This is a genomic window from Kribbella jiaozuonensis, from assembly GCF_005233875.1.
Taxonomy (GTDB): Bacteria; Actinomycetota; Actinomycetes; order Propionibacteriales; family Kribbellaceae; genus Kribbella; species Kribbella jiaozuonensis.
This window is the reverse complement of sequence record NZ_SZPZ01000003.1, coordinates 948070-970577: the sequence shown is the minus strand read 5'-3', so window position 1 is coordinate 970577 and position 22508 is coordinate 948070. Positions and strand designations below refer to the sequence as shown.

Below are 22508 nucleotides of genomic sequence, written 5' to 3'. Positions count from 1 at the left end.
CGTGACCGACCTCTCCGCCGATGTCGTCATCGGCGACTTCACCGTGCCGTTCGTCGTCTCGCGCCCGTACCTGAATTTCCGGATCAGCGGCGGTGACTACGAGTACAAGACCTGCTTGAACGTGATCGTGAACGGCCGGATCGTCCGCAGCGAGACCGGCCGCGGCACCGAGCTGTTGCACCCGGCATCCTTCGACCTGACCGACTGGCTCGGCAAGGAAGCGCAGCTGGAAATCGTAGACGAACCGGACGGCAACCTCCGCGTGAGCGACATCGTCCTGAGCTCGACACGCTCCGTCGTCGTGCCGGTGATGCCACCGCTGTACGCCGAAGCGCTCCGCCCGCAGCTCCACTTCACCGCCCGGCAATGGGCGATGCAGCGGCTGAACCCGGTCGAGCGTGAGGAGGGCTGGCTCAACGACCTCAACGGGCTGGTCTTCTACGACGGCGAGTACCACCTGTTCGCCCAGCGCTGGAACAAGTGCTGGATCCATGCCGTCAGCAACGATCTGGTGCACTGGACTGAGCTTGCACCGGCGTTCTTCGAGGAGTCTCTCGACACCGGCGTGCAGTCGGGCAGCTGTGTGATCGACGTCGACAACACCTCGGGCCTCGCCGAGCCGGGCGCGGGGCCGGCGATGGTCGCCTTCTGGTCGCGCAACGACAACCGGTCGCAATGCGTCTCGTACAGCCTGGATCGCGGACGGACCTGGACGCACTACGTCGGCAACCCGATCATGGACCTGCCCGAGCGTGATCCGATGGTGTTCCGCGATCACCGGCGCGCGCAGTGGGTGATGGTGCTGTACGGCGACGACCGCTATCAGCTGCTGCGCTCCGACGACCTGCTGCACTGGGAGTCGCTGGACAGCTCGATCTCGGACAGCTTCGAGTGCCCGGACTTCTTCGAGCTCGGGGTGGCCGGCTCGGACGAGTCGCGATGGGTCCTCGTGCGTGGGGACGGCCGGTATTCGATCGGGAGTTTCGACGGACGGACCTTCGTCGAGGAGACCGCACAGTTGCAGGTAGATGGCGGGCCGCATTTCTACGCAACCCAGAGCTGGGCGGCCGGTCCTCGCCGGGTTCAGGTCGCGTGGATGCGCGGCGGCCGCTACCCGAACATGCCGTTCAACCAACAGGTGAGCATCCCCTGCGACCTCTCGTTGCACCGCACGGCCGACGGCCTGCGGATGTACCGCACGCCGGTGCCCGAGCTCGAGAGCCTGGCGCGAAGCCGACACACCTGGCCCGCCCGAACCCTCTCCCCGGCAGACACCGCCTCGATCGCATCGTCGGGCTCGGTCCGCTCGCGGACGGACACCGGGGCGCCCTGGAGCAGCCCGTGGCGGATCGGGACGGCGTGGCCGTTGCTTCGGATCACCTGCGACGTCGCCCTCGCGCCGGACGGCGAGCTGGCGCTGGACATCTGCGGTACGCGGGTCACGGTGACCTCGGGCGGCATCGCCGTACTCGATGCCGAGCAGCCGACGATCACCGCGGTTCGCAAGCTCGACATCCTCGTCGACACGACATCGATCGAGGTGTTCGCGAACGACGGCGAGGCGTCGTTGACCGCCTGCGTGCAGCCGGGTCACTACGAGCTGACGCTCACCCCGTCCGAAGCCGACTGCACCCTCGGCGAGCTCGAAGTCGTCGAGCTCGCCTCAATCTGGGTCTAGAGCACGAAGCCGGTCGGGAACGGGTCGTCGGGGTCCAGTAGGTAGTTGGCGGTGCCGGTGATCCAGGCTCGGCCGGTGACGGTGGGGACGACGGCGGGGTGCGGGCCGACGGTGGTTTCCTCGATCAGGCGGCCTGTGAAGCGGGTGCCGATGAAGGACTCGTTGACGAAGTCGGTGTTGAGCGGGAGCTCGCCGCGGGCGTGGAGCTGGGCCATGCGGGCCGACGTACCGGTGCCGCAGGGTGAGCGGTCGAACCAGCCGGGGTGGATCGCCATCGCGTTCCGGGAGTGCGCGCCGTCTTCGCCCGGTGCGGTGAACTGGACGTGCTTGCAGCCGTTGATCCCCGGGTCGAGCGGATGGACCGGTCGGTCCGTGGCGTTGATCGCGTCCATGATGTCCAGACCGGCCTTCAGGATGCGGTCCTTCTCGGCGCGGTCGAACGGGATCCCGAGCTGCTCGAGCGGCAGGATCGCGTAGAAGTTCCCGCCGTACGCCAGGTCGTAGGTGACCTTGCCCAGCCCGGGCACGTCGACCGAAGCGTCCAAGGCGTGCGAGTACGACGGGACGTTCCGCAGCGTCACGTGCTCCGCGCGACCGTTGCTCACAGCAACGTCTACGACGACGAGGCCGGCAGGGGTGTCCAGGCGGACCTGCGTGACCGGCTCGGTCACCTCGACCATGCCGGACTCGACCAGCACGGTCGCGACACCGATCGTGCCGTGGCCGCACATCGGCAGCAGGCCGGAGACCTCGATGTACAGCACGCCCCAGTCCGCATCGGAACGCGTCGGCGGCTGCAGGATCGCTCCGCTCATCGCGGCGTGACCGCGCGGTTCGTTCATCAGGAACAACCGCAGGTCGTCCAGGTGCTTGATGAAGTACTCGCGCTTCTCGGCCATCGTCGCACCCGGGACGACGCCGACCCCGCCGGTGACGACGCGGGTCGGCATGCCCTCGGTGTGCGAATCGATCGCGCTGATCGTCCGGACGGATCTCATCGCAGGGATTCCACGGCTTTCTTCATGTCCTGCTCCAGTTGCGCAACGTGCTCGGGGACGAGCGGTCCGCGCGGCGGCCGGCACGGTCCGCCGTACCGACCGACGTAGTCCATGCCGTACTTGATCGCCTGGACGAACTCGGGCCGCGAGTCCCAGCGGAACGCGGCGACCAGCGGCTCGTACAGCGCGCGGGCCTCTTCCAGCTTGCCCTCCAGGGCCAAGTCGTACAAACGGACCGACTCCTTCGGAAACACGTTCGGGAAGCCGGCGAACCAGCCGGTCGCACCCATCAGCAGCGCCTCGAGGGTCAGGTCGTCGGCGCCCGCGATCACGGCCAGGTCCGGCGCGAGCTCGCCGATCTCCAGGACCCGGCGGACGTCACCGGAGAACTCCTTCACCGCGACGATGTTCTCGATGCCGGCGATCTCGGCGAGCAGATCCGGGGTCAGGTCGACCTTGGTGTCGAGCGGGTTGTTGTAGACCATCACCGGCAGGCCGGCCTTCGCGACCTCGGTGAAGTGGTTGATCACCTCGCCACGGTTCGCGCGGTACATGGTCGGCGGCAGGCACAGTACGCCGTCCGCACCGTCCTCGGCGGCCTTCTCAGCCCATGCGCGTGCCTGGTGGGAGCCGACGCCGTGTACGCCGACGACCACGATGCCGTCGTCACCGACCGCCTCGATCGCCGTCTTCGCCACAGCGCGGCGCTCGTCGTCGGTCAGCGACGAATACTCACCGAGGGACCCGTTCGGCCCGACGCCGCGGCAGCCGTTGTCCACCAGCCAGCGGCAGTGCTCGGCGTACTTGTCCAGGTCCGGCCGCAATCCCGCCGGCGCCGACGCGTCCTCGGCGTACGGCAATGCGGTCGCAACGATCACGCCGTCCAGTTTCTCGCTCATGTTGTCTCCTCAGCTTGGGCAAGATCGCGCAGCCTCACTGGTACGGCGATCGGTCGTTTCATGCTTGCTTTCGGTACGTCGCCGGGCGCGGCCAGCAATGCGGCGACGGTGCGCGAACACACCCGCCCCTGACACATCCCCAACCCCGCGCGACTGCTGAGCCTCATTGCCCGGCTGTCATCAAGACCACGCTCCCCCGCGACGGTCTCGAGCTCTCCCCGCGTAACTTCCTCACACCGGCAGACGATGGTGTCCGCATCACTCCAGCTCTTCCACCCATCCCGCACGGGATACGCCTTAGCCAAAGCCGCCGCAAACCGCCGCCCCCGAACAACCGCAGCACGGTCCGAAGGAGCATCTGCTGAATCACCTGAAGAGAGGGCGTGTTGGGCTGCGGCTGTTCCGGCCAAGGTGCCTTCGGCTGTGGATAGGGCGGCGCCGCCGATGCCGGTTAGTTCGCCGGCGGCGTAGATGCCGGGGGTGGTGGTTTGCTGGCGGTCGTCTACGGCGACGGCTGGGCCGCCGTCGGGGCCGGTGGTGAGGTTGCAGCGGGCCGCGACTGCCAGCTCCAGGTTGGCGGTGAAGCCGAAGCCTACGCAGACGGCGTCGACCTCGACACGGCGTTCGCTGCCAGGCACCGGGCGCCAGGTGGAGTCGAGACGCGCGATCGTGACGGCTTCGACGTGACACGTCCCGTGGGCAGCGATCACGGTCCAGCCGTGACGGAGCGGCACTCGATGCCGGGCGAGCAGCGCGCCGTACCCGACAGCCTCCCGAAGCTTGCTTGGGGCAACCAATGGGTCGGTGGCCCAGCCCTTGCGGACCGTGGTGAGCGAGTTGGCTTCGAGTAGCGCAACCACGTCCGCGCCGACGCCGAGGAGGGATTCGGCTACCGGAAGCAGGAACGGCCCAGTGCCCGCGACGAGCACACGCTTCCCGATCGCGATCCTTTGTCCCTTGGCCAGCGCCTGGGCCGCGCCGGCGGTGTACACCCCCGGCAGATCCCAACCAGGGAAGGGAAGCACGCGATCGTACGCACCGGTCGCCAGCACCACAGCCTTCGCATCGATCGGGAACGGCTGTCGCCCAGCAGCATCCGCCGGACCTCGTTGCGCCCAGAGCCGAGCCACTGGCAGCTTCTGGCGCTCATCGACGCGGTCCTCGATCGCCCAGATCGAAGTCTCCGGCAAGTAAGTGATCCGCGGGTGCCCACCGAGCACCTCCCGCTGGGCCGCAAACGCCTTCCACTCATGCTGAATGCGATCCGGCCGCCGCGCCGCGAACTCTGCAGGCAATTGCCGGTTGTACTGCCCGCCAATCCCCCGTCCGTTGTCGACCAGCAGCACCTCGGCGCCGGCATCAGCAGCAGCAACCGCGGCCGCAACCCCCGCCGGCCCAGCACCTACAACCACAACCTCGGCGGACATCGCCGAATGCACAACAGTCTCGGACATCGGCGGCTGCACACCAGCCGACGTAGCGGGCAGGACCGCGCCGTCCTGCGTGGTGATCGCGTCGCCGGTCGCAATCGTCCGTTGGCACGCCCGCACATCGGCAAGACCGTTGACCGTCACCAGACAGTCCTGACACGCCCCGATACCGCAGAAGGTCCCGCGAGGACGACTGTGGACGCGAGTCGTCCGCCACGTATCGCGACCGTTCGCCAGCAGTACGGCGGCCACCGTCTGACCCGCATGAGCCGTCACCGGATGCCCGTCGACCGTGACGTCCACAGCGGACGGCACACCGACCGCTGCCGGATCGCCCGCCCGGGGTCGAAGATAAGCGCTCATGATGCGATCACCGCCGGGCGGTCGACGCGGAATGGCGCTGGATCGAGATGTGGCGCAAGCCCGAGGAACAACTCAGTAATCAGCCGGCCTGTCGACGGCGCGAGCCCAATACCGGCGCCTTCATGACCGGTCGCATGCCACAGCCCGAGCACCCGCGGATCCGCACCGATAACCGGCAGATGATCCGGAGCGTACGGACGGAAGCCGCCGTACGCCCGCATCACCGGCACATCGCCGAGGAACGGGAACAGCCCGACCGCCTTCCGCGCGAGCTCCCGCAGCACCCGCACCCGGACCGCCTCGTCGAACCCGATCCGCTCCCGGCTCGACCCGATCAGCACCGTCCCGGCGCGCGTCGACTCGACCACCGACGACGTCTGCAGTTCGGCGTCGCCGCTCCCGACCGCACCGACGTAATCCGCGTCGTACACCTTGTGGCGCACGGACTCCGGCAGCGGTGCGGTCACCAGAATCATGCCGCGCCGCGGCAGCACCTCGATCGGCGCACCCGCCGCCGCACCGAAGGCACCGGCCCACGGTCCGCACGCGTTGAGCACTGCCCCACAAGCGATATCGCCGTCCGAGGTATCCACACCCACCACACGACCACGCGACTGCCGCAACCCCAGCGCGGTCACCCCCGATCGCACCTCACCACCGCGTTCGCGAACGGCCGCCAGCAAAGCCGTCGCCGCCAGCACCGGCTGCACCTGCGCGTCGTCCGGGTAATGCACCCCGATCGTCACTCGGGGCGTGATGAGTGGCTCGAGCTCGAAAACCTCAGCAGGGGTGATCACCTGCGCCGCGACCCCGGCCTCCTGCTGCTTGGCCGCGAAGGCGGTCAACGGCTCCGGATCCCCGGTCGCCACCACCACACCGCCCTTGGCTTCCCACTCGATATCCGCGACTCGCTCAGGCAGGCGGCCGCGCACGACATCCCACTCCGCACGCGAGGCGATCGCCAGGTCGAGCTCCGGCCCCGGCTCCTTGTCCGAGATCAGCACGTTGCCCTCGCCAGACGCCGTCGTCCCCGCGGCCGGGCCGTCGCGGTCGATGACCAGCACCCGCACGCCGGCCGCCGACAACGCCTCCGCGCAGGCCGCCCCGACCATGCCCGCACCGACCACCACCACATCGGGTGTCGCGGACCGGTGCATGACGGCTCTCCTCGATGACGTTCGCTAAAATGAACGATATCGAGAGTACGCGCGGTTCCGACGACCGGTCAATGTACTCAACCGGACCTCTCCCGGACTTCTCCCGGAACTATCCCGGCAAATGCGGCCCACCGGCCGCCGTCGGGTACACATCCGGCGGGTATTCGAGCAGCAGCACCGACCGCACCGGACCGTCGACAGCCTCATAGCCGTGCGCTCCGGCTGCCCGGAAGGCGAGGTAGTCGCCAGGCCCCAGTTCCTCGGTCTGCCCATGTGTACTGACACGTAGCCGACCAGCCAGGACGATGTGGTGCTCGGTCCCCGGATGTCCGTCGGAGTGCTGGACCGCATCCGGCCGGATCTCCTGGTTGTAGATCTCGAACAGCCCGCCCGGGTGCTCGAGCCGCCGCAGCATCCGCAGATCGATCGCCTCACCGGACAGTACGTCGACGTCCGCGGACCGCACCAGGACCAGGTCCGACGCCGGCGACTCGGCCAGCAGAGCCGACACCGGCACGCCGAGAGCGTTCGACAAACTGAACACTGTCTCGATCGTCGGGTTGCCCGCACCGGACTCGAGCTGGGACAGCGTGCCCTTCGCGATCCCGGACCGCCGGGCCAGTTCGGACAGCGAGATGCCCTGCTCGTCCCGCCGCGCCCGCAGGTTGGTCCCGAGCAGCTTTCCCGCACCCATCGCCGTCACAGCCCGGAGCATGCCACATCGAGGCGGTAACTTCGGATCCGTTGCGCGCATCAACCTCACTGAGAGGACTGGTGACCCACATGAAGCTCCTGCGTGCCCTCCCGGCGCTCGCACTCCCATTCACCCTCCTGACCAGCCCGGCCAATGCGGCACCGACCGCGACCGCCTGCACGATGGACCTCGGCTCCATCACCAGCCAGGGCGTCGTCCAGTACCGGACCGTCACGGCGACCCAGCCCGCGACGGTCTCATCGGTCCAGCGGCAGGTGACCGTCTTCAGCCCGGGTCAGGCCAGGCTGAGCACGATCTGGAACTGGAGCAGCAACCTGCCGTCGCTGGCTCGCAATCAGTTCTACGGCCTCAGCAACGGGACTGTGCACCGCTGGGTCATCAACAGCTTCGGCTGGACGCCTACCGGGCAGACAGGCGGCTTCAGCGCCGTGAAGACGTGGGCGCTGCTCGGCCAGTCCACGACGTACGACACGTTCCTGGCCACCACCCGCGGTGGGGCGCTGTACACGATCCGCCTGCCACTGACGAAGGTGATGACCCCGGTGGTCAAGCAGGTCCGTTCGGGGACTTGGGGAGCTTTCGACTACCTGGTCGCCCAGCGCTGCGGACAGGTGAGCACACTGCTCATCGGCGTGGACAAAGACGCCGGTACTGCGTACCTGTACGCGATGAGCCACGCCAACGGACCGTCGACGGTCATCCAGTCGCTCGGCAAGTTGCCCGGCACCTACACCGACCCGATCTACTTCCTCCGGACCCACGGCACCGATCTGCGCGGGGACTGATCAGGGAATGATCCCCTGCCGGCGCAGCTCGGCGAAGATGCCGTAGAACATCTGCTCGGTCTCGACGTAGTCGTGGAACCCGGCCCGCCGGGACTTCGACGAGTCGGCGAAGAAGTCGTAGTCCCATCCGAAGACGAAGTCCGCGAACGGCCACGACGACACCTCTGCGAAGGACGTCGTGGCCAGTCCGTGTGTGGCCTGCATCTCCTTCCACAGCGGCTCTTTGTCGGCCATCACGTCCTGCAACGACATCTGCAGCGGAGGCGCCGCTTCGAGTCCGAACCACGCCGCCAGCCGGGGCCACAACTCGTTCCACCGGAACAGGTCGCCGTTCGTGATGTTGAACGCCTGGTTGGCCGCCGCGGGCGAGGTCGCCGCCCAGACCGTTGCCTTGGCCAGCAAACCCGCATCGGTCAGCTCGAGCAGCGCGTCGTACGCGCCAGGCTTGCCCGGGAAGCGCAGCGGTACGCCGAGCTCCTTGGAGATCGACGCATACACAGCGATCGCGACCGCGAGGTTCATGGGATTGCCCAACGCTGCGCCACCGACGACGGACGGTCGCAGCGCCGACCAGGTCCACGCCTTACCTTGCTGCCGCTCCTCGAGGAACCGCTGCTGGTCGACGTTGAACTCCGGCGGCAGGTGCGGCGGATCGTCCTCGCGGGCCGGCGTCTTGAACGGACCGAGATGTGCGCCGTACACCTTGTAGCCCTGCATCAGGCTCACGTGCCGTAGCCCGTGCGCGACCGGCTCGATCGCGTCCACGACGTTCACCAGCATCGCGAGATTCGGCGCGACCAGCTCGGCCCAGGTCGGCCGGTCCTGGTAGGCGACGTAGAACACGTGCGTCACGTCGGAGAGCCCCGAGAGCTTGGTCCGGGTGTCTTCCGGATCGAGCAGATCGACCGCGACGTGGCGGACGCGACCGGGTACATCGACGCCGCCGCGACGCGACAGGCCGATCACCCGCCAGTCCGGCAGCGACGCCAGATGTTCGACCAGATTCGTCCCGATGACACCCCGGGCACCGACTACCAACGCGACGTTCTCCATGACCACAGCCTTGCTGACCTGCGCGGATAAAACCAAGGCATAGTTTTCACCGAAGCCATAAGCTCAGATCATGGCAACGCTCAGGCAGCTCGAGTACTTCGTCACCGTCGTCGACGAGACCTCCTTCACCAAGGCCGCCGAGCTCCTGCACGTCACCCAGCCGGCGCTCTCGCACCAGATCCGCACGCTCGAACGCTCAGCCGGCGGACCGCTGCTCGAGCGGCTCCCCCGCACAGTTCGCCTCACCCCGACCGGCCGCGCCATGCTCCCGCACGCACGGGCCGCATTGGCCGACGCCGAGCGCGCCCGCTGCGCCGCCCGCCAGGCCGCAGGCCTCGAGGTCGGCGAACTGCAGATCGCCACGCTCTACTCCATGACTCTGGGCGTGCTGCCCGCGGCACTCCGCCGCTGGCGACTGACGCATCCCGACGTCGGCATCCGCCTCTTCGAGCACCGCCATACCGACGAGCTGGTCGAGGCGATGAACGCAGGCGAGGCCGACCTCGCCGTCGGCCCTGAACCCAGCAACTGGCCAGGCGTCACCCGCACGCTCGGCTCCGAAGAGCTGGTCGTCGTGGTCGCGTCCGACGATCCAGCTGCAACCGGAGACACCGTCAAGCTCCAGGACCTCGCCGACCGGGCATGGGTGCACTACGCGCCCGGCCACGGACTCGCGGACGTGCTCGACCACGCGTGCGCGCAGGCCGGGTTCGAGCCGCGCATCGCCGTGCGCACGGAGCAGACCGCTGCCGCACCAGCACTCGCCGCGGCCGGTCTCGGCCCGGCCCTGGTCCCCGACAACATCGGCCTGCCGAGTGGCAGTCACATCCTCCATCTCGATCCACCGGTCTTGCGCACGCTCACGGCGTACACGCGCGGTGAGCCCGACCCGCTGGCCGCAGCGTTCATCGAGGTCCTCGTTTGGGGTGATGACGCCGCGGGCACGCGGAGGTGATGGCTGAGGAAGAGTCGGACGCAACAGTCCTGATAGCCGGTACGGCGAACCTGGCGATAGCGATCGCCAAGATCGTCGCCGGTCTGCTGTCCGGATCCACCGCGCTGCTCGCCGAGGCAGCGCACTCCGTCGCGGACACGCTCAACCAGGTGTTCCTGCTGGCCGCGCTGCACCGCAGTCGCAAGCCGGCCGATGCCCGGCATCCGTTCGGCTACGGCATGGAGCGGTACTTCTGGTCACTGCTCGCCGCGGTCGGCATCCTGGTCCTCGGCGCCGGCTTCTCGATCACCGAGGGTCTGCGCTCGATCTTCGCGCCCTCACCGATCGCCGCCCTGGCAGTGATCTATTTAGTGCTGGGGATCTCGTTCCTGTTCGAGGGGAGCTCCTGGCTCCGGGCGGTGTTCCAGCTCCGCCGGGAGGCGCGCGAAGCCGACGTACCGTTCCTCAAGCATCTGCGGAGCGCCGAGCCTGCTGTGAAGACAGTGGCCTTCGAGGACTCGGCCGCACTGATCGGACTGCTCATCGCAGCGGCCGGTGTGACGTTGTCCGTCGTCACCGGCGAGCACATCTGGGACGGTGCCGCGTCGATCGCCATCGGCCTGCTGCTGATCGTGGTCGCGTTCACGCTCGGCCGGGACAACAAGACCATGCTGATCGGACGGGCGCTACCGGCCGACACCCAGCGCGAACTACGCGAGCTGATCGCGAGCACGCCAGGCATCGACGAAGTACTCGAGCTGCTCACCCTGCAGCTGGCGCCGGACCAGGTCCTGGTCGTTGCGACCGTCGACCTGGACGACTCCGACACCACCGGCGCTGCCGTCGAGCAGCTCGCCGAGAAGGTCGACGTACGAGTGCGGGAGGCGTTCCCGATGGTGCGGCACCTCTATCTGGACCCGACACCCGCGGAGGGCCGCGTCAGCGCTGGTCGTGACCCCAGTTCGCGACGATGACAGCGATCGGCGGCAGTACGGCGGCTACTGCGCTCATCCCGATCGCGACCGGGATCGAGAACAGCCGGACCACGAACCACGCCAGGCCGATGAGCGCGAGGCAGCTGCCCATCAGCCAGTAGTAGGCCTTCCGGTTGTCCCACCGGCGCGCCATGTCAGACCGCCAGCGACAGCTTCCCGAGGGCGTCGACCAGCGGCGAGAGCTCGGGCAGCTCGGAGGCGTTCTTCAGGGCAGACGTCAGTACGGCGTCGTGCGTCGGCTGCGCCTGGTCGAGCAGCTCGCGGCCGGCCTCGGTGACCTCGGTGTAGATGCCACGCCGGTCCGTCGGGCACAGGTACCGCTCCAGCAGCTTGCGGTCCTCGAGCCGGTTCACCAGCCGGGTAGTAGCGGACTGGCTGAGCACTACTGCGTTGGACAGCTGGTTCATCCGCAGGTGGTAGTCGTCCTGCCGCGCCAGCACGTCCAGCACGCTGTACTCGCTCACGGACAGGCCGTGCTGCTTCTGCAGCGCGCGCTCCAGCTCGTCCTCGATCCGGGCATGCAGAGCTGCCAGGGTGCGCCACCCCTGCGCCCGCGCCTCCGCGGCGTCATCCGGTAGTCCCACGACACCTCCACTTGAACTTCACGCTTGCGTGCGCAATCATAGCGCTTGTGCAATAGTCCGCGTATGCAACTATCGCGCACGCCGGTAACAGTCACAAGACTACATTCGAGGAGAGTCCGCGTCATGCCCGCAGCCCTGCTGGCCCTCGCTATCGGTGCCTTTGGAATCGGCACCACCGAGTTCGTGATCATGGGTCTGCTGCCCGAGGTCGCGACCGACTTCGGCGTCAGCATCCCGTCGGCCGGCCTGCTGATCTCCGGCTATGCGCTCGGGGTCGTGGTCGGCGCGCCGCTGCTCACCGCGATCGGCTCGAAGGTCTCCCGCAAGACCGTGCTGATCGCGCTGATGGGTGTCTTCATCGCCGGCAACCTGGTGTCCGCGCTCGCTCCGTCGTACGGCGTTCTGATGACCGGGCGGATCATTGCAGCGCTGTCCCACGGAGCGTTCTTCGGAGTCGGATCGGTCGTCGCGGCGTCGCTCGTACCGAAGGCCAAGCAGGCCAGTGCGATCGCGCTGATGTTCACGGGGCTCACCGTGGCCAACGTGCTCGGCGTACCGGGCGGGACTGCGCTCGGACAGCACTTCGGCTGGCGGTCGACGTTCTGGGCCGTCACTGCGCTCGGCGTAGTCGGGTTGCTCGGCATCGTGTTCCTCGTACCGCGACAGGGCACGGCGGAGGGACCGGGGCTGCGGACCGAGCTGGCTGTGTTCAAGAACGTGCAGGTGTGGCTGGCGCTGGCTATGACTGCGCTGGGGTTCGCTGGAGTCTTCGCGTCCTTCACCTACATCGCACCGATGATGACTGACGTCGCTGGCTTCTCTGCGGGCGCTGTGACCTGGCTGCTGGTGCTGTTCGGCGCTGGGCTCGTCGTCGGCAACCTCCTGGGCGGCAAGGCAGCAGACCGGTCGCTGATGCCGAGTCTCTACCTGATCCTGGCCCTACTGGCCGCAGTGCTGGTCGCCTTCGTGTTCACTGCCCACGCCAAGCTGCCGTCCGCCGTGACGATCGCACTCTTCGGCGCAGCGGGCTTCGCGACCGTCGCTCCGCTGCAGAAGCGCGTGATGGACAAGGCGAAGGGCGCTCCGGCGCTGGCGTCCGCGGCCAACATCGCTGCGTTCAACTTGGGTAACGCAGCCGGCGCGTACCTCGGCGGACTCACCATCGAGCACGGCCTCGGCTACACCGCACCCAACTGGGTCGGCGCGGCTCTCGCGGTGTCCGGTCTGCTCGTCGCTCTCGTCACCGGCCTACTCGACCGCAAGGACGTTGCGCAGCCAGGTGAAGGCAGCGGCCTGCATCGCCCGGTCGAACTTGTGGGGCCCGTCGAAGAACTGACCGACGTACGACGCTGAGGACCCGGCGGCGGCGTACTGCGCCGAGATCCGCTCGTGTGCTGCCTCCTCGCCGTCCAACGGGAACAGCTCGTCCTGCCGGTTGTAGTGCACCAGGAGCGGTGCCGGGGCCTGGCAGGCGGCGACATCGGACCAGTCGATCTGCGGCGGGAACATCCGGGGCATCAGCATCCAGGTGTGGGTCACGACGTTCTGGTCGAGCAACGAGTTGTAGGTGCCCATCATCCCGATCACGACGGCAGCGGTCAGCTCACTGCTCGTTGCCCGCAGCAACGCGGAGCGGCAACCGCCTCCGGACAGTCCGATGCTGGCCGTCCGGTCAGTGGTGTCGTCCCGACCGCGCAGGTAGTCGAGGGCGATGCGGTCCTCCCGCGCGACGACGGCGGCAAACGTCGTACCGAGCAGGGTGCAGTACTTCTCGACCAGGTGCTCGTGCCGGCCGGCCGCAGCGTTGTACGCGGCGGCGTCTCCGTCGACGGCATCCTCTCGGACCTGCGGTGGCATCTCCGTCAGCGGGAAGCGGCGGCTGCCCCAGCAGAACGCGTCCGGCACCAGCACGACGTACCCCTGTGCCGCCAGGTCGTTCGCGTAGGCGCGGCCCTCGTAGTACTGGTCTCGCAGCGCCCGCACCTCGGCCGCAGGCTCCTCGTCGGTGTCGGCGATCTTCTCGCGGCCGTAGTACTTGAAGCCGTCATGACCGTGCAGAGCGAGTACGCCGGGCAGCGGGCCGGTGGCGTCCGCCGGTTTCAGCACCCGCGCACGAGTCCGCGCGCCGAAGCCGACGGAGTACGAGATCTCCTCGCCGACCAGCCCGTCCGCCGTCCAACGCCGCTCGACCCGAACGTCCGACGGGCCGTCATCGTCTCCGGCGGTCGCCACCATCCGCCGTACGATCTCGCGGACCTGATCCGCGGCCGGGCGCGCAGATTCCCGCACAGCGGGCGCAATCGCGTGGTCGATCCAGTCGCTGTAGACACCCAAGTGTGAGGAGCTCATCCCCGCAGACTGTCACGACCCCTGACGACGATAGAACGCACTGACCGCATGGAAAGACTTCTTCGGGATCCAGTGGTACGGCGAGGCCGGATCGCCGTCGTGCATCCGCAGGACCTTGCACAGGCTGAAGGCGGCCATGTCCTCGTCGTGGGGAAGGTCGTGCGGGCGGTGTGGGGCGTCCGGTGAGATGAAGGTGTACGGCGATGCCCCGAGGAAGCCCTCGTCGGTGAACACACCCAGCATGTTGGCCAGGTGGTCCGCCTGCTCCTGCTCGTTCCGGACGTACTGCGGCGGGATGACCGGGACGTCGCCGCTGTAGTCGACGATGTCCCACCCCATCCCGCCCAGCTCGGCCGCACCGGTGAAGGTGCAGCAGCCGAACTCCAGGATCAGGATCGGCTTGCCCCACCGGCGGAACCGCGCCAGCTCCTTCGTGTGGTCGGCGCGGTTCGCGTGGTACGAGTAGTAGTCCAGCCCGACGATGTCGAAGATCGACCAGTCGACCTGCTCGAGATCCGACGCGGCGCCGTACGTGATCCTTCCGTGGAAGTTGCTGCGAGCAACCTTCACCATCCGGGCGGTGAACGCGCGGAACTTCCGCTGCAGCTCGGCCATGTCGAACTCGCCCTTGGTCAGGTACTCGACCCGCTCGTAGAAGTTCGCTCCCGGCACGATCCCCGGCGTGAACAGCATGAACTCGCACCCGACGACGAGGATCACCTCCTGGCCGTGCCGTCGCCGCAACCGCTCGGCCTCGACCGCGACCTTGCGCAGCTTCTCCAGCTCCGCCGCCTGCGGCTCGTCGAACGACCGCGGCTGGATCGACACGGTCAGCCCCTCCTCGAGCGCCGCGGTCGCGGTGTCGATCAGGCGCCGTACGTCGCTGCCGTAGATGCTGACCCAGTTCGCGTGCAGCCGGTGCCGGATGGCGTGGATCTCGCCGCGCATCGTGCTGTTCCGCCAGCGCGCCCGGCTGTCCTCCTCGGCGGGACCGCCGCCGGTGTCGTACGCGACGCCTCTGAGGGCGAGTTTGGGACTGGCCGCGGCGGCGGTCGTGGTGATGCCCGCGGTGGTGATCAGCCCGAGGGCGGCGGCGCGGCGGAGGAACTGGGCCCGGTTGATTGCGCTCATGGTTTCGAGTCTTCGCCGGTACGCCGCTCAGGTCGTCGTACCGAGGTCGCCTGCTGCCTGACTTTGGATGGTGAAACAGTGTGCTCGGATCTGACACACTGTTTTAGTGCGAGAAGCGGATCGGCGGTCGGTGCTGGGATCGGTGTGGCTGCGGGACGAGCCGGAGCCGACCCGGGCGCGGCTGAGCCGCGACGACATCGTGAAGACAGCGATCCGGGTGCTGGACCGGGAGGGCCTGGACAAGTTCTCGATGCGGGTGATGGCGGCCGAGCTGGATGCGGCCGCGACGTCGGCGCTGTACTGGCGGGTCGCGACGAAGGACGACCTGCTCGAGCTGGTGGTCGACGAGATCTTCGCGGACGCGCTCGTGCCGGCGCCCGAGCGGGGAGACTGGCGCGATCACGTGACGGTTGTCGTGCAGGCGGCGTACGACGCGCTGTGGGAGCACCCTTGGGCGGCGCGGTTGCTCGCGTCCCACGGCGGGCTCGGGCCGAACTACAACGCACTCATCGATCGGGTGGAGTCAGTGCTGGACGCGGCCGGCTTCAAGGGGACGCATCTGGACTCCGCGGTGTCCGCGATCTTCCACTACCTGGTCGGCTCCGCGGTCACCGACTCGGCCTGGCTCTCCGTCGTACGACGCAGTGGCCTGAACGACGCGCGCTGGGCCACCGAGTCGGCGGGCCGGATGGGCGTCGACGCGACCCATCTCGCGGCGTACCTCAACCGCAAGAGCCACTCCGGCCCCGAAGCCCGCTTCGCCTCCGGACTCCGGGTCATCCTGGTCGGCCTGAGGCCGCGACAGCTGTCCTAGGACTTCTTCTTCGGCTTGAGCGACTGCGCGTACGCGACGCTTACCGCGAAATGCTTGCGGAGCTGTTCGGTGTCGGCGAGGAGCCCGTCGGGGACGGCGACGTACTCCTTCTGCACCACGCCGTGCGCGACGTTGAGCGCCGCGTCGTACCTGGTCAGGAACGCCTCGCGCTCGGCCGTGGGCAGGCGCAGCGCGAGGACGCCGTTGTCAGCCGGAGCTTTGGCCATGCCGCCACCGTAGGACGTGTTCACAGATCAGCGAAGACGGAAGCCGGGTTTTCGAAGGCGTCGGCGACGAAGCGGAGGAAGGCGGCTGCGGTGCCGCCGTCGCAGACGCGGTGGTCGAAGACGAGGGACAGTTGGGTCAGCTTGCGGATGGCGAGTTCGCCGTCCACCACCCACGGGCGGTCGATGATCCGGCCGACGCCGAGGATCGCGACCTGCGGGTGGTTGATGATCGCCGCGCTGCCGTCGACGCCGAAGCTGCCGTAGTTGTTCAGCGTGAACGTCCCGGAGGTCAGCTCGTGTTGGGTCAGCTTTCCTTCTCGTGCGGAGTCGGTCAGGCGGCGGATCTCGGTGTCCAGGCCGCGGGTGGTCATGGTGTGGGCGTTGGCGACGGCCGGCACGACGAGACCGCGGTCCGTCTGGGCGGCGAGGCCGAGGTTCACGCCGTCGTACTGGACGAGTTCTTCGCGCTCGGTGTCGACGTAGCCGTTGAGCTCGGGGTATTTGAGCAGGCCGGCGACTGTGAAGCGTGCCATCAGCGCGAGGAGGCCGGGGCCGGAGTCTGTTGCTGTGCGCAACGATGCGCGGAGGTCGATGAGGGCGGTCGCGTCGACGTCCACCCAGGTGGTGGCTTCGGGGATCTCGGCTCGGCTGCGGGTGAGCGTGGCGACGACAGCCTTGCGGAAGCCGCTCATCGGCGTACGCCGCAACTCCGGCAGACCCGTTCGCCTCGGGGTCGGCTGGGTCTGTTGTGCAGCCGGGGCCGGCTGGGTCTGTTGTACGGCGGGGGCCGGCTCGAGTTGGGTGCGGCGGGCGATGGCCAGCTCGACGTCACGACGGACGATCAGCCCGTCCGGGCCGGATCCGTCCAGCGTACGCAGATCCACCTCGGCATCCCGCGCCAACCGACGAACGAGCGGCGAGACCACGAGCGGCACCCGCTTCTCGCTCGCAACCGGCACCCGCCTTTCGTCTGCGGCCGGTGGCAGTCCTCTCCCGTATGACCGTGGCTTGCGACGGCGCCCGGCGCCCGAGACGTCGGTTGTGCCGTAGCCAACGAGTACGTTCCCGGACCCGGCGCGTTCTTCCTCGCGGTACGCCTCGCCCGCGGGATCGCCGACCGTGATCAGCGGCTTGCCGACCGGGATCGTCGTACCGGGCTCGCCGTGGAGTTCCTCGATAACACCGGCGTACGGCGAGGGCAGCTCGACGATCGACTTCGCCGTCTCGACCTCCGCGACCGGGGTGTCGACGACGACCACGTCACCGACCTTCACCAGCCAGCGAACGATCTCCGCCTCGGTCAGCCCTTCACCGAGGTCAGGAAGAAGGAACGTGTTCACGAGTCCTCCCACTGCAGGTCGTCCACCGCGTCCAGGATCCGGTCGACGCTCGGCAGCTGGTACTTCTCCAGCTTCGGTGGCGGGAACGGGATGTCGAACGCGGTCACCCGTCGCACCGGCGCCGCCAGCGAGTGGAAGCACTTCTCGGTGACCCGGGCAACGATCTCCGACGACACACTCGCGAACCCGCTCGCCTCGGCAACGACGACCGCGCGGCCGGTACGCCGTACCGCCGCGCACACCGTCTCGTCGTCGAACGGCACCACCGAGCGCAGATCCACCACGGTCAGCTGCCGCCCTTCCGCCGCCGCAACCTCGGCCGCTTCGAGCGCGACCGGCAACGCGGGGCCGTAGGCAATCAACGTCGCGTCGGCGCCTTCACGCCGTACGACGGCCGTGCCGATGCCGGGCTGGTCCTCGGTGAGGTCGACCTCTTCCTTGGCCCAGTAGAGCTTCTTCGGTTCCATGAACACAACCGGATCGGGGAACTCGATTGCCTTACGCAACAACCCGTACGCGTCCGCGACCGTTGCCGGAGTCACCACGGTCAGCCCCGGTGTGTGCGCGAAATAGCTCTCGGACGAGTCGCTGTGGTGCTCGACGCCGCCGATGCCGCCGCCGTACGGGATCCGGATGACCATCGGCAGCTGGACGCGGCCGCGGGTCCGGTTGCGCATCTTGGCGACGTGCGAGACGACCTGCTCGAACGCCGGGTACCCGAACGCGTCGAACTGCATCTCGACGACCGGGCGCATCCCGTTCATCGCCATGCCGACCGCCATACCGACGATGCCGGCCTCGGCCAATGGGGTGTCGAAGCAACGATTCTCGCCGAACTCCGCGGTTAGTCCGTCGGTGATCCGGAAGACGCCACCGAGCGCGCCGACGTCCTCGCCGAACATCACCACGCTGTCGTCCGCGTGCATCGCGTCCCGCAATGCCTGGTTGAGCGCCTGGGCCATCGAGATCTTCGTGTGCGTCATGGCGTCAGGCCTCCTCTCGCGCCAGTTCGTCGCGCAGGAACGCGGCCTGCTCGCGCAGCTGCTGCGTCTCCTCGGCGTACAGGTGCTTGAACAGCTCCGCCGGATCCACCTCGGGCTCCGGCATCAGACCGTCGCGCAACTGCTGAGCGACCTGGACGGCCTGACCCTCCGCCCGCTGCCGTACGTCGTCGTCCAGCCAGCCCTGCTGCTCGAGGTACGTCGTGAGCCGCTGGATCGGGTCGCGGTCCAGCCACGGCGTGACCTCGTCATCCTGGCGGTAGCGCGTCGCGTCGTCGGCGTTGGTGTGCGCCTGGACGCGGTACGTGTGCGCCTCGATCAGCTGCGGTCCTTCGCCTGCGCGGGCCTTCTCCACAGCCTGCCCGAGGACGGCGAGGAGGCCGGCGAGATCGTTGCCGTCGGCCCGTTCGCCCGGTACGCCGTACCCGATGCCCTTGTGGGCAAGGGATGGCGCGGCGCTCTGCTTGGCGAGCGGGACCGAGATCGCGTACGCGTTGTTCTGGACGAAGAACACGACCGGCGCGTGGAACACGGCCGCGAAGTTCAGCGCCTCGTGGAAGTCGCCCTCGCTCGTACCACCGTCGCCGACGAGCGCCATCACCACCGTGTCCTCGCCCTTCAGCCGGGCCGCGTGCGCGACGCCGACCGCGTGCGGCAGCTGGGTCGCGAGCGGGGTCGACTGCGGCGCCACCATGCGCGCGTACGGGTCGTAGCCCGAGTGCCAGTCGCCGCGGAGCAGCGTCAGCGTCTCGATCGGGTCGACGCCGCGGCTCACGATCGAGACCGAGTCGCGGTACGTCGGGAACAGCCAGTCGCCCTCTTTGAGGACCATCGTCGCTGCGACCTGACAGGCTTCCTGCCCGTGCGAGGACGGGTAGACCGCAAGCCGGCCCTGGCGGACGAGCGCACTCGCCTGGTCGTTGAAGCGGCGGCCGCGGATCAACTCTGTGTAGCCGTCGAGCAGGGCTTCCCTGGTGGGGAGGTCATACGACGGATGTTCGTGCGGTACGCCGTGCTGATCGATCAGACAGACGGGTTCCGCGGAGGGGAGCAGGTGCTCCGTGACGGTGGTCATTGACCCTCCAGCGCAGGAGACGGACGGTAGCCACATCGTCGTACCTCCTGGCCAAGTGGATCTATAGCTGGGAGAATTGAGAGACGTTTGGCCTACGCCCCGGCTGAGGAGGTCGCACAATGTCCGACGAGGTGATGGTCCACCGGGCCGGTCCTGGACAGATTGTCGTCGCTCCCGCGCTCGACGAGATCGATCGGCAGATCATCGAGGCTCTCGGGCGGGACGGACGGCTGTCTATTCGCGCTCTCGCGGACGAGGTGCACATCTCGCGGGCGAACGCCTATGCGCGGGTCGAGCGGCTCACGAACACCGGGGTGATCACCGGCTTCACGGTGACGGTCGACCCGCTGCGGCTCGGGCTGGCGACGTCGGCGTACGTCACCCTCAGTCTCCGCCAAAGCTCGTGGCGAACCCTCCGGAAACAACTCCAGGCAATCCCGGAAATCAAACACATGGCCCTCGTCGGCGGCGACTTCGACGCCATCCTGTTGGTCCGAGCCGCCGACAACGAAGGCCTACGCCGCCTGGTCCTAGAAAAACTCCAAGCCATCCCCGAAGTCCTAGCCACCCGCACCGCCCTCATCTTCGAAGACGTAGGCACGCTGTAGCCGCACGCTTAGCAGCCGCAGGAGCGGCGCAGGATTAGTTGTGTGGGGAGGGTCAGGGCCTCGATGGATTGCTCGCCTTCGATTAGGCGGCGGACTGCTTCTTGGGCGACGAGTTCTAGGGGCTGGCGGACGACGGTTAGTGGGGGCCAGGTGTATTCGGTTTCGGGGGTGCCGTCGAAGGCGACTACGGCTATGTCTTCGGGGACGTGGAGGCCGGACTCGTGGAGGGCTCTTAGGACGCCGATAGCTTGGAGGTCTGAGCTGGCGAAGATGGCGGTCGGGCGAGGGACGGTCTCGAGTAGGCGGTGGGCCGCCGCGTAGCCGCCTTCTCGGGAGAATGCCGCGCGGGCGATCGGGCCGCGGGGAAGGCCGGCTGACTCGAGCGCATCCTGCCAGCCGAGTTCTCGTTCGGGGTGGCCGGTGCCGCCGATTACCAGGCCTATGACCTGGTGGCCGTGGCTGATCAAGTGCTCGACGCCTTGGCGGGCGCCTTCGCGGTAGGTGGGGCGGACGGAGCTGACCGTTGGGAGCACGCGGTTGATTGCGATCGCGGGCACCTCGGCGTCGGTCAGGTCCGGGTCCTCGTGGGGTGCGACCAGCAACAGGCCGCTGACCTGGCGCACCAACAGCTCCGCGATCTTCGCGCGTTCGGTGGCCGGATCGCCGTCGGTGCTGGTTTGCAGTACGACGTAGCCGCGCGACGCCGCCTCCCGGTCGATCGCCTTCGCCAGCTCCGCGAACAACGGGTTCCCACCATCCGGCGTGATCAGCCCGAACGTCCGCGTCGTACCCATCCGCAACGCCCGCGCCGTCGCATTCGGCCGATACCCGAGGACCCGGATCGCCTCCAGCACCCGCTCGCGAGTCTCCGGCGCGACCTTGCGCGGCCCCTCGTTCACCACGTAGCTGACCACGGCCGTGCTGACCCCGGCGTACTCCGCCACGTCGTTGCGCGTCACCGGTTCCTTCGGCATGCAGTGATGGTACGACGGTTGACCGCCCCGGAAAGCGATTGCTAGCGTGTGTCATCTACACGAGTAGAAGGAGATCGTCGTGGCCAGACGCTATGCCGTCGCCGGGACCGGATCGCGGGCGCAGTCGTACATCCGCGCGATGTTCCAGGCACACCCCGAGGAAGCCCAGCTCGTCGCCCTGCTCGACCCGAACCCGGGCCGGCTCGCGTTCCACCAGCGGCTCGTCACGGAGCTCGGTGGGGCGGAGCTCCCGCAGTACGGCGCTGACGACCTGGAGCGGATGGTCAAGGAGCAGTCCGTCGACCGCGTCGTGGTGACCAGCCCCGACTACACACACGCATCGGTCGTGTCGCAGCTGCTGCGCGCCGGCGCGGACGTGATCGTGGAGAAGCCGCTGACGATCAACGCGGAGGGGACCCGCCAGATCGTCGACGCGATGAACGAGTCGGGCAAGTCCGTCGTCGTCACGTTCAACTACCGCTACTCGCCGCGGAACAGCGCGCTCCGGCAGGTGATCGCGGACGGCGAGATCGGCAAGATCACCAGCGTCGAGTTCCAGTGGGTGCTCGACACGCGGCACGGCGCCGACTACTTCCGCCGCTGGCACCGCGAGAAGCTGAACTCCGGCGGCCTGCTGATCCACAAGGCGTCTCACCACTTCGACCTGGTGAACTGGTGGATCGCCTCCTCGCCGACACGGGTGTTCGCATCCGGTGGACTGTCCTTCTACGGCGACGAGAACGCGACCGCTCGGGGCCTCGGGCAACGACCGGCGCGCGGCACGATCGATGGCTCGGCCAACGATCCGTGGTTGCTTGACTTGCGCAACGATGAGACGAACCGGCAGTTGTACTACGAGAGCGAGAAGTACGACGGGTACCTGCGCGACCAGGACGTCTTCGGTCCGGGGATCACGATCGAGGACAACATGTCCGTGATCGCGGAGTACGCGAACGGTGCGCGAATGAGCTACTCGCTCAACGCGCACTCACCGTGGGAGGGGTACCGCGTATCGGTCAACGGCACTCTCGGCCGTGCTGAACTGGAAGTTGTCGAGCGTGCCGCGGTGGTCGACGACCAGATCGATCCGAGCTACCCGTCCGATCGCGTGATCGCCGGTGACGTCCGGACGAACGGTGAGCGACTGGTCCTACAGAAGCACTGGGCCACCGCGGTCGAGGTGGAGATCCCCCGCGGCGAAGGCGGCCACGGCGGCGGCGACCGCCTCCTCTACACCGACCTCTTCGTAGGCCCGACCAACGACCCGCTGGCGCGGGCCGCCGACGTCAACGACGGCGTCCGAGCCGTTGCTGTAGGCATCGCCGCCAACCAGTCCCTCGCCACCGGCCAACCGGTCACGGTCGCCGACCTGAACCTAGGCGGTTGGTCCACCTAGCC

General features: G+C 68.1%; 23 protein-coding genes. 8 read left to right on the top strand and 15 right to left on the bottom strand.

The window, feature by feature from the left end; genetic code table 11:
* Position 1: 1 nt before the first annotated feature.
* Positions 2–1678 carry a glycoside hydrolase family 32 protein gene (locus FDA38_RS24450; protein ID WP_170989850.1) on the top strand — a complete coding sequence of 559 codons (1677 nt, stop codon included), beginning with the start codon at positions 2–4 and terminating at the stop codon, positions 1676–1678.
* Here the strand turns inward: FDA38_RS24450 and FDA38_RS24445 are convergent.
* The 5 genes from FDA38_RS24445 to FDA38_RS24425 all read right to left on the bottom strand — a co-directional run bounded on the left by FDA38_RS24445 (position 1675) and on the right by FDA38_RS24425 (position 7219).
* On the bottom strand, positions 1675–2676 hold the full coding sequence (locus FDA38_RS24445) for a proline racemase family protein (protein WP_137256392.1): 1002 nt from the start codon (positions 2674–2676) through the stop codon (positions 1675–1677). The genes FDA38_RS24450 and FDA38_RS24445 overlap by 4 nt on opposite strands.
* Positions 2673–3575, bottom strand: a complete 903-nt coding sequence (locus FDA38_RS24440; RefSeq protein ID WP_137256391.1) for a dihydrodipicolinate synthase family protein — start codon at positions 3573–3575, stop codon at positions 2673–2675. Before FDA38_RS24440 ends, FDA38_RS24445 begins: the two co-directional genes overlap by 4 nt.
* On the bottom strand, positions 3572–5368 hold the full coding sequence (locus tag FDA38_RS24435; RefSeq protein WP_137256390.1) for an FAD-dependent oxidoreductase: 1797 nt from the start codon (positions 5366–5368) through the stop codon (positions 3572–3574). Before FDA38_RS24435 ends, FDA38_RS24440 begins: the two co-directional genes overlap by 4 nt.
* Positions 5365–6525: an NAD(P)/FAD-dependent oxidoreductase gene (locus FDA38_RS24430; protein WP_137256389.1), complete on the bottom strand. Its 1161-nt coding sequence runs from the start codon at positions 6523–6525 to the stop codon at positions 5365–5367. Before FDA38_RS24430 ends, FDA38_RS24435 begins: the two co-directional genes overlap by 4 nt.
* Positions 6526–6634: 109 nt before the next feature.
* Entirely contained in the window at positions 6635–7219 is a 585-nt protein-coding gene (locus FDA38_RS24425; protein WP_233714940.1) for a helix-turn-helix domain-containing protein, read from the bottom strand.
* Positions 7220–7308: 89 nt separating this feature from the next.
* On the opposite strand from FDA38_RS24425, the gene FDA38_RS24420 reads away from it, so the two are divergent.
* Positions 7309–8025: a hypothetical protein gene (locus FDA38_RS24420; RefSeq protein WP_137256387.1), complete on the top strand. Its 717-nt coding sequence runs from the start codon at positions 7309–7311 to the stop codon at positions 8023–8025.
* Here FDA38_RS24420 and FDA38_RS24415 read toward each other — a convergent pair whose 3' ends face one another.
* The gene (locus tag FDA38_RS24415; RefSeq protein WP_137256386.1) at positions 8026–9078 is read right to left on the bottom strand and encodes an SDR family oxidoreductase; all 1053 of its coding nucleotides are present in this window, start codon (positions 9076–9078) and stop codon (positions 8026–8028) included. It abuts the gene before it with no gap.
* A 70-nt stretch (positions 9079–9148) separates the two neighbouring features.
* Between FDA38_RS24415 and FDA38_RS24410 the strand changes: the two genes are divergently transcribed.
* Complete coding sequence (locus tag FDA38_RS24410) at positions 9149–10033, top strand: LysR family transcriptional regulator (protein ID WP_137256385.1); 885 nt, start codon at positions 9149–9151, stop codon at positions 10031–10033.
* Positions 10033–10986: a cation diffusion facilitator family transporter gene (locus FDA38_RS24405; protein WP_137256384.1), complete on the top strand. Its 954-nt coding sequence runs from the start codon at positions 10033–10035 to the stop codon at positions 10984–10986. The genes FDA38_RS24410 and FDA38_RS24405 overlap by 1 nt, the downstream gene beginning before the upstream one ends.
* Here FDA38_RS24405 and FDA38_RS24400 read toward each other — a convergent pair.
* Both FDA38_RS24400 and FDA38_RS24395 read right to left on the bottom strand, forming a co-directional pair.
* Entirely contained in the window at positions 10952–11140 is a 189-nt protein-coding gene (locus FDA38_RS24400) for a DUF3099 domain-containing protein (RefSeq protein WP_137256383.1), read from the bottom strand. The two genes, FDA38_RS24405 and FDA38_RS24400, sit on opposite strands and share 35 nt — an antisense overlap.
* A gap of 1 nt (position 11141) precedes the next feature.
* Positions 11142–11591: a MarR family winged helix-turn-helix transcriptional regulator gene (locus FDA38_RS24395; protein WP_137256382.1), complete on the bottom strand. Its 450-nt coding sequence runs from the start codon at positions 11589–11591 to the stop codon at positions 11142–11144.
* A gap of 123 nt (positions 11592–11714) precedes the next feature.
* On the opposite strand from FDA38_RS24395, the gene FDA38_RS24390 reads away from it, so the two are divergent.
* Positions 11715–12944 carry an MFS transporter gene (locus FDA38_RS24390; protein WP_137256381.1) on the top strand — a complete coding sequence of 410 codons (1230 nt, stop codon included), beginning with the start codon at positions 11715–11717 and terminating at the stop codon, positions 12942–12944.
* Here FDA38_RS24390 and FDA38_RS24385 read toward each other — a convergent pair.
* On the bottom strand, positions 12840–13940 hold the full coding sequence (locus tag FDA38_RS24385; protein WP_137256380.1) for a dienelactone hydrolase family protein: 1101 nt from the start codon (positions 13938–13940) through the stop codon (positions 12840–12842). The genes FDA38_RS24390 and FDA38_RS24385 overlap by 105 nt on opposite strands.
* Before the next feature lie 12 nt (positions 13941–13952).
* Entirely contained in the window at positions 13953–15071 is a 1119-nt protein-coding gene (locus tag FDA38_RS24380; protein WP_137256379.1) for an abortive phage infection protein, read from the bottom strand.
* A 106-nt stretch (positions 15072–15177) separates the two neighbouring features.
* Here FDA38_RS24380 and FDA38_RS24375 point away from each other — a divergent pair, with 106 nt between their 5' ends.
* Positions 15178–15885, top strand: coding sequence for a TetR/AcrR family transcriptional regulator (locus FDA38_RS24375; protein WP_137256378.1), 708 nt, complete (start codon positions 15178–15180; stop codon positions 15883–15885).
* Here FDA38_RS24375 and FDA38_RS24370 read toward each other — a convergent pair.
* Genes FDA38_RS24370 through FDA38_RS24355 form a run of 4 tightly spaced genes read right to left on the bottom strand, consistent with a single transcriptional unit; the run spans position 15882 to position 19528 of the window.
* On the bottom strand, positions 15882–16112 hold the full coding sequence (locus tag FDA38_RS24370; protein ID WP_137256377.1) for a hypothetical protein: 231 nt from the start codon (positions 16110–16112) through the stop codon (positions 15882–15884). The genes FDA38_RS24375 and FDA38_RS24370 overlap by 4 nt on opposite strands.
* A gap of 20 nt (positions 16113–16132) precedes the next feature.
* Positions 16133–17452 carry a dihydrolipoamide acetyltransferase family protein gene (locus tag FDA38_RS24365; protein ID WP_137256376.1) on the bottom strand — a complete coding sequence of 440 codons (1320 nt, stop codon included), beginning with the start codon at positions 17450–17452 and terminating at the stop codon, positions 16133–16135.
* A complete protein-coding gene (locus tag FDA38_RS24360; protein ID WP_137256375.1) occupies positions 17449–18435 on the bottom strand; it encodes an alpha-ketoacid dehydrogenase subunit beta in 987 nt (328 codons plus the stop codon). The genes FDA38_RS24365 and FDA38_RS24360 overlap by 4 nt, the downstream gene beginning before the upstream one ends.
* Before the next feature lie 4 nt (positions 18436–18439).
* On the bottom strand, positions 18440–19528 hold the full coding sequence (locus FDA38_RS24355) for a thiamine pyrophosphate-dependent dehydrogenase E1 component subunit alpha (protein ID WP_137256374.1): 1089 nt from the start codon (positions 19526–19528) through the stop codon (positions 18440–18442).
* A 119-nt stretch (positions 19529–19647) separates the two neighbouring features.
* On the opposite strand from FDA38_RS24355, the gene FDA38_RS24350 reads away from it, so the two are divergent.
* The gene (locus FDA38_RS24350) at positions 19648–20136 is read left to right on the top strand and encodes an Lrp/AsnC family transcriptional regulator (protein WP_130387870.1); all 489 of its coding nucleotides are present in this window, start codon (positions 19648–19650) and stop codon (positions 20134–20136) included.
* Positions 20137–20144: 8 nt separating this feature from the next.
* Here the strand turns inward: FDA38_RS24350 and FDA38_RS24345 are convergent, their stop codons facing one another.
* Positions 20145–21110, bottom strand: a complete 966-nt coding sequence (locus FDA38_RS24345) for a LacI family DNA-binding transcriptional regulator (protein WP_137256373.1) — start codon at positions 21108–21110, stop codon at positions 20145–20147.
* Positions 21111–21189: 79 nt separating this feature from the next.
* Here FDA38_RS24345 and FDA38_RS24340 point away from each other — a divergent pair, with 79 nt between their 5' ends.
* The gene (locus FDA38_RS24340; RefSeq protein WP_233714892.1) at positions 21190–22506 is read left to right on the top strand and encodes a Gfo/Idh/MocA family protein; all 1317 of its coding nucleotides are present in this window, start codon (positions 21190–21192) and stop codon (positions 22504–22506) included.
* Positions 22507–22508 lie beyond the last annotated feature (2 nt).

Coding starts and splice junctions, on each gene's coding strand:
- FDA38_RS24445 (WP_137256392.1), bottom strand. CDS start 2,676: ATGAGATCCGTCCGGACGATCAGCGCGATCGATTCGCACACCGAGGGC.
- FDA38_RS24440 (WP_137256391.1), bottom strand. CDS start 3,575: ATGAGCGAGAAACTGGACGGCGTGATCGTTGCGACCGCATTGCCGTAC.
- FDA38_RS24435 (WP_137256390.1), bottom strand. CDS start 5,368: ATGAGCGCTTATCTTCGACCCCGGGCGGGCGATCCGGCAGCGGTCGGT.
- FDA38_RS24430 (WP_137256389.1), bottom strand. CDS start 6,525: ATGCACCGGTCCGCGACACCCGATGTGGTGGTGGTCGGTGCGGGCATG.
- FDA38_RS24425 (WP_233714940.1), bottom strand. CDS start 7,219: ATGGGTGCGGGAAAGCTGCTCGGGACCAACCTGCGGGCGCGGCGGGAC.
- FDA38_RS24420 (WP_137256387.1), top strand. CDS start 7,309: ATGAAGCTCCTGCGTGCCCTCCCGGCGCTCGCACTCCCATTCACCCTC.
- FDA38_RS24415 (WP_137256386.1), bottom strand. CDS start 9,078: ATGGAGAACGTCGCGTTGGTAGTCGGTGCCCGGGGTGTCATCGGGACG.
- FDA38_RS24410 (WP_137256385.1), top strand. CDS start 9,149: ATGGCAACGCTCAGGCAGCTCGAGTACTTCGTCACCGTCGTCGACGAG.
- FDA38_RS24405 (WP_137256384.1), top strand. CDS start 10,033: ATGGCTGAGGAAGAGTCGGACGCAACAGTCCTGATAGCCGGTACGGCG.
- FDA38_RS24400 (WP_137256383.1), bottom strand. CDS start 11,140: ATGGCGCGCCGGTGGGACAACCGGAAGGCCTACTACTGGCTGATGGGC.
- FDA38_RS24390 (WP_137256381.1), top strand. CDS start 11,715: ATGCCCGCAGCCCTGCTGGCCCTCGCTATCGGTGCCTTTGGAATCGGC.
- FDA38_RS24385 (WP_137256380.1), bottom strand. CDS start 13,940: ATGAGCTCCTCACACTTGGGTGTCTACAGCGACTGGATCGACCACGCG.
- FDA38_RS24380 (WP_137256379.1), bottom strand. CDS start 15,071: ATGAGCGCAATCAACCGGGCCCAGTTCCTCCGCCGCGCCGCCGCCCTC.
- FDA38_RS24370 (WP_137256377.1), bottom strand. CDS start 16,112: ATGGCCAAAGCTCCGGCTGACAACGGCGTCCTCGCGCTGCGCCTGCCC.
- FDA38_RS24360 (WP_137256375.1), bottom strand. CDS start 18,435: ATGACGCACACGAAGATCTCGATGGCCCAGGCGCTCAACCAGGCATTG.
- FDA38_RS24355 (WP_137256374.1), bottom strand. CDS start 19,528: ATGACCACCGTCACGGAGCACCTGCTCCCCTCCGCGGAACCCGTCTGT.
- FDA38_RS24350 (WP_130387870.1), top strand. CDS start 19,648: ATGTCCGACGAGGTGATGGTCCACCGGGCCGGTCCTGGACAGATTGTC.
- FDA38_RS24345 (WP_137256373.1), bottom strand. CDS start 21,110: ATGCCGAAGGAACCGGTGACGCGCAACGACGTGGCGGAGTACGCCGGG.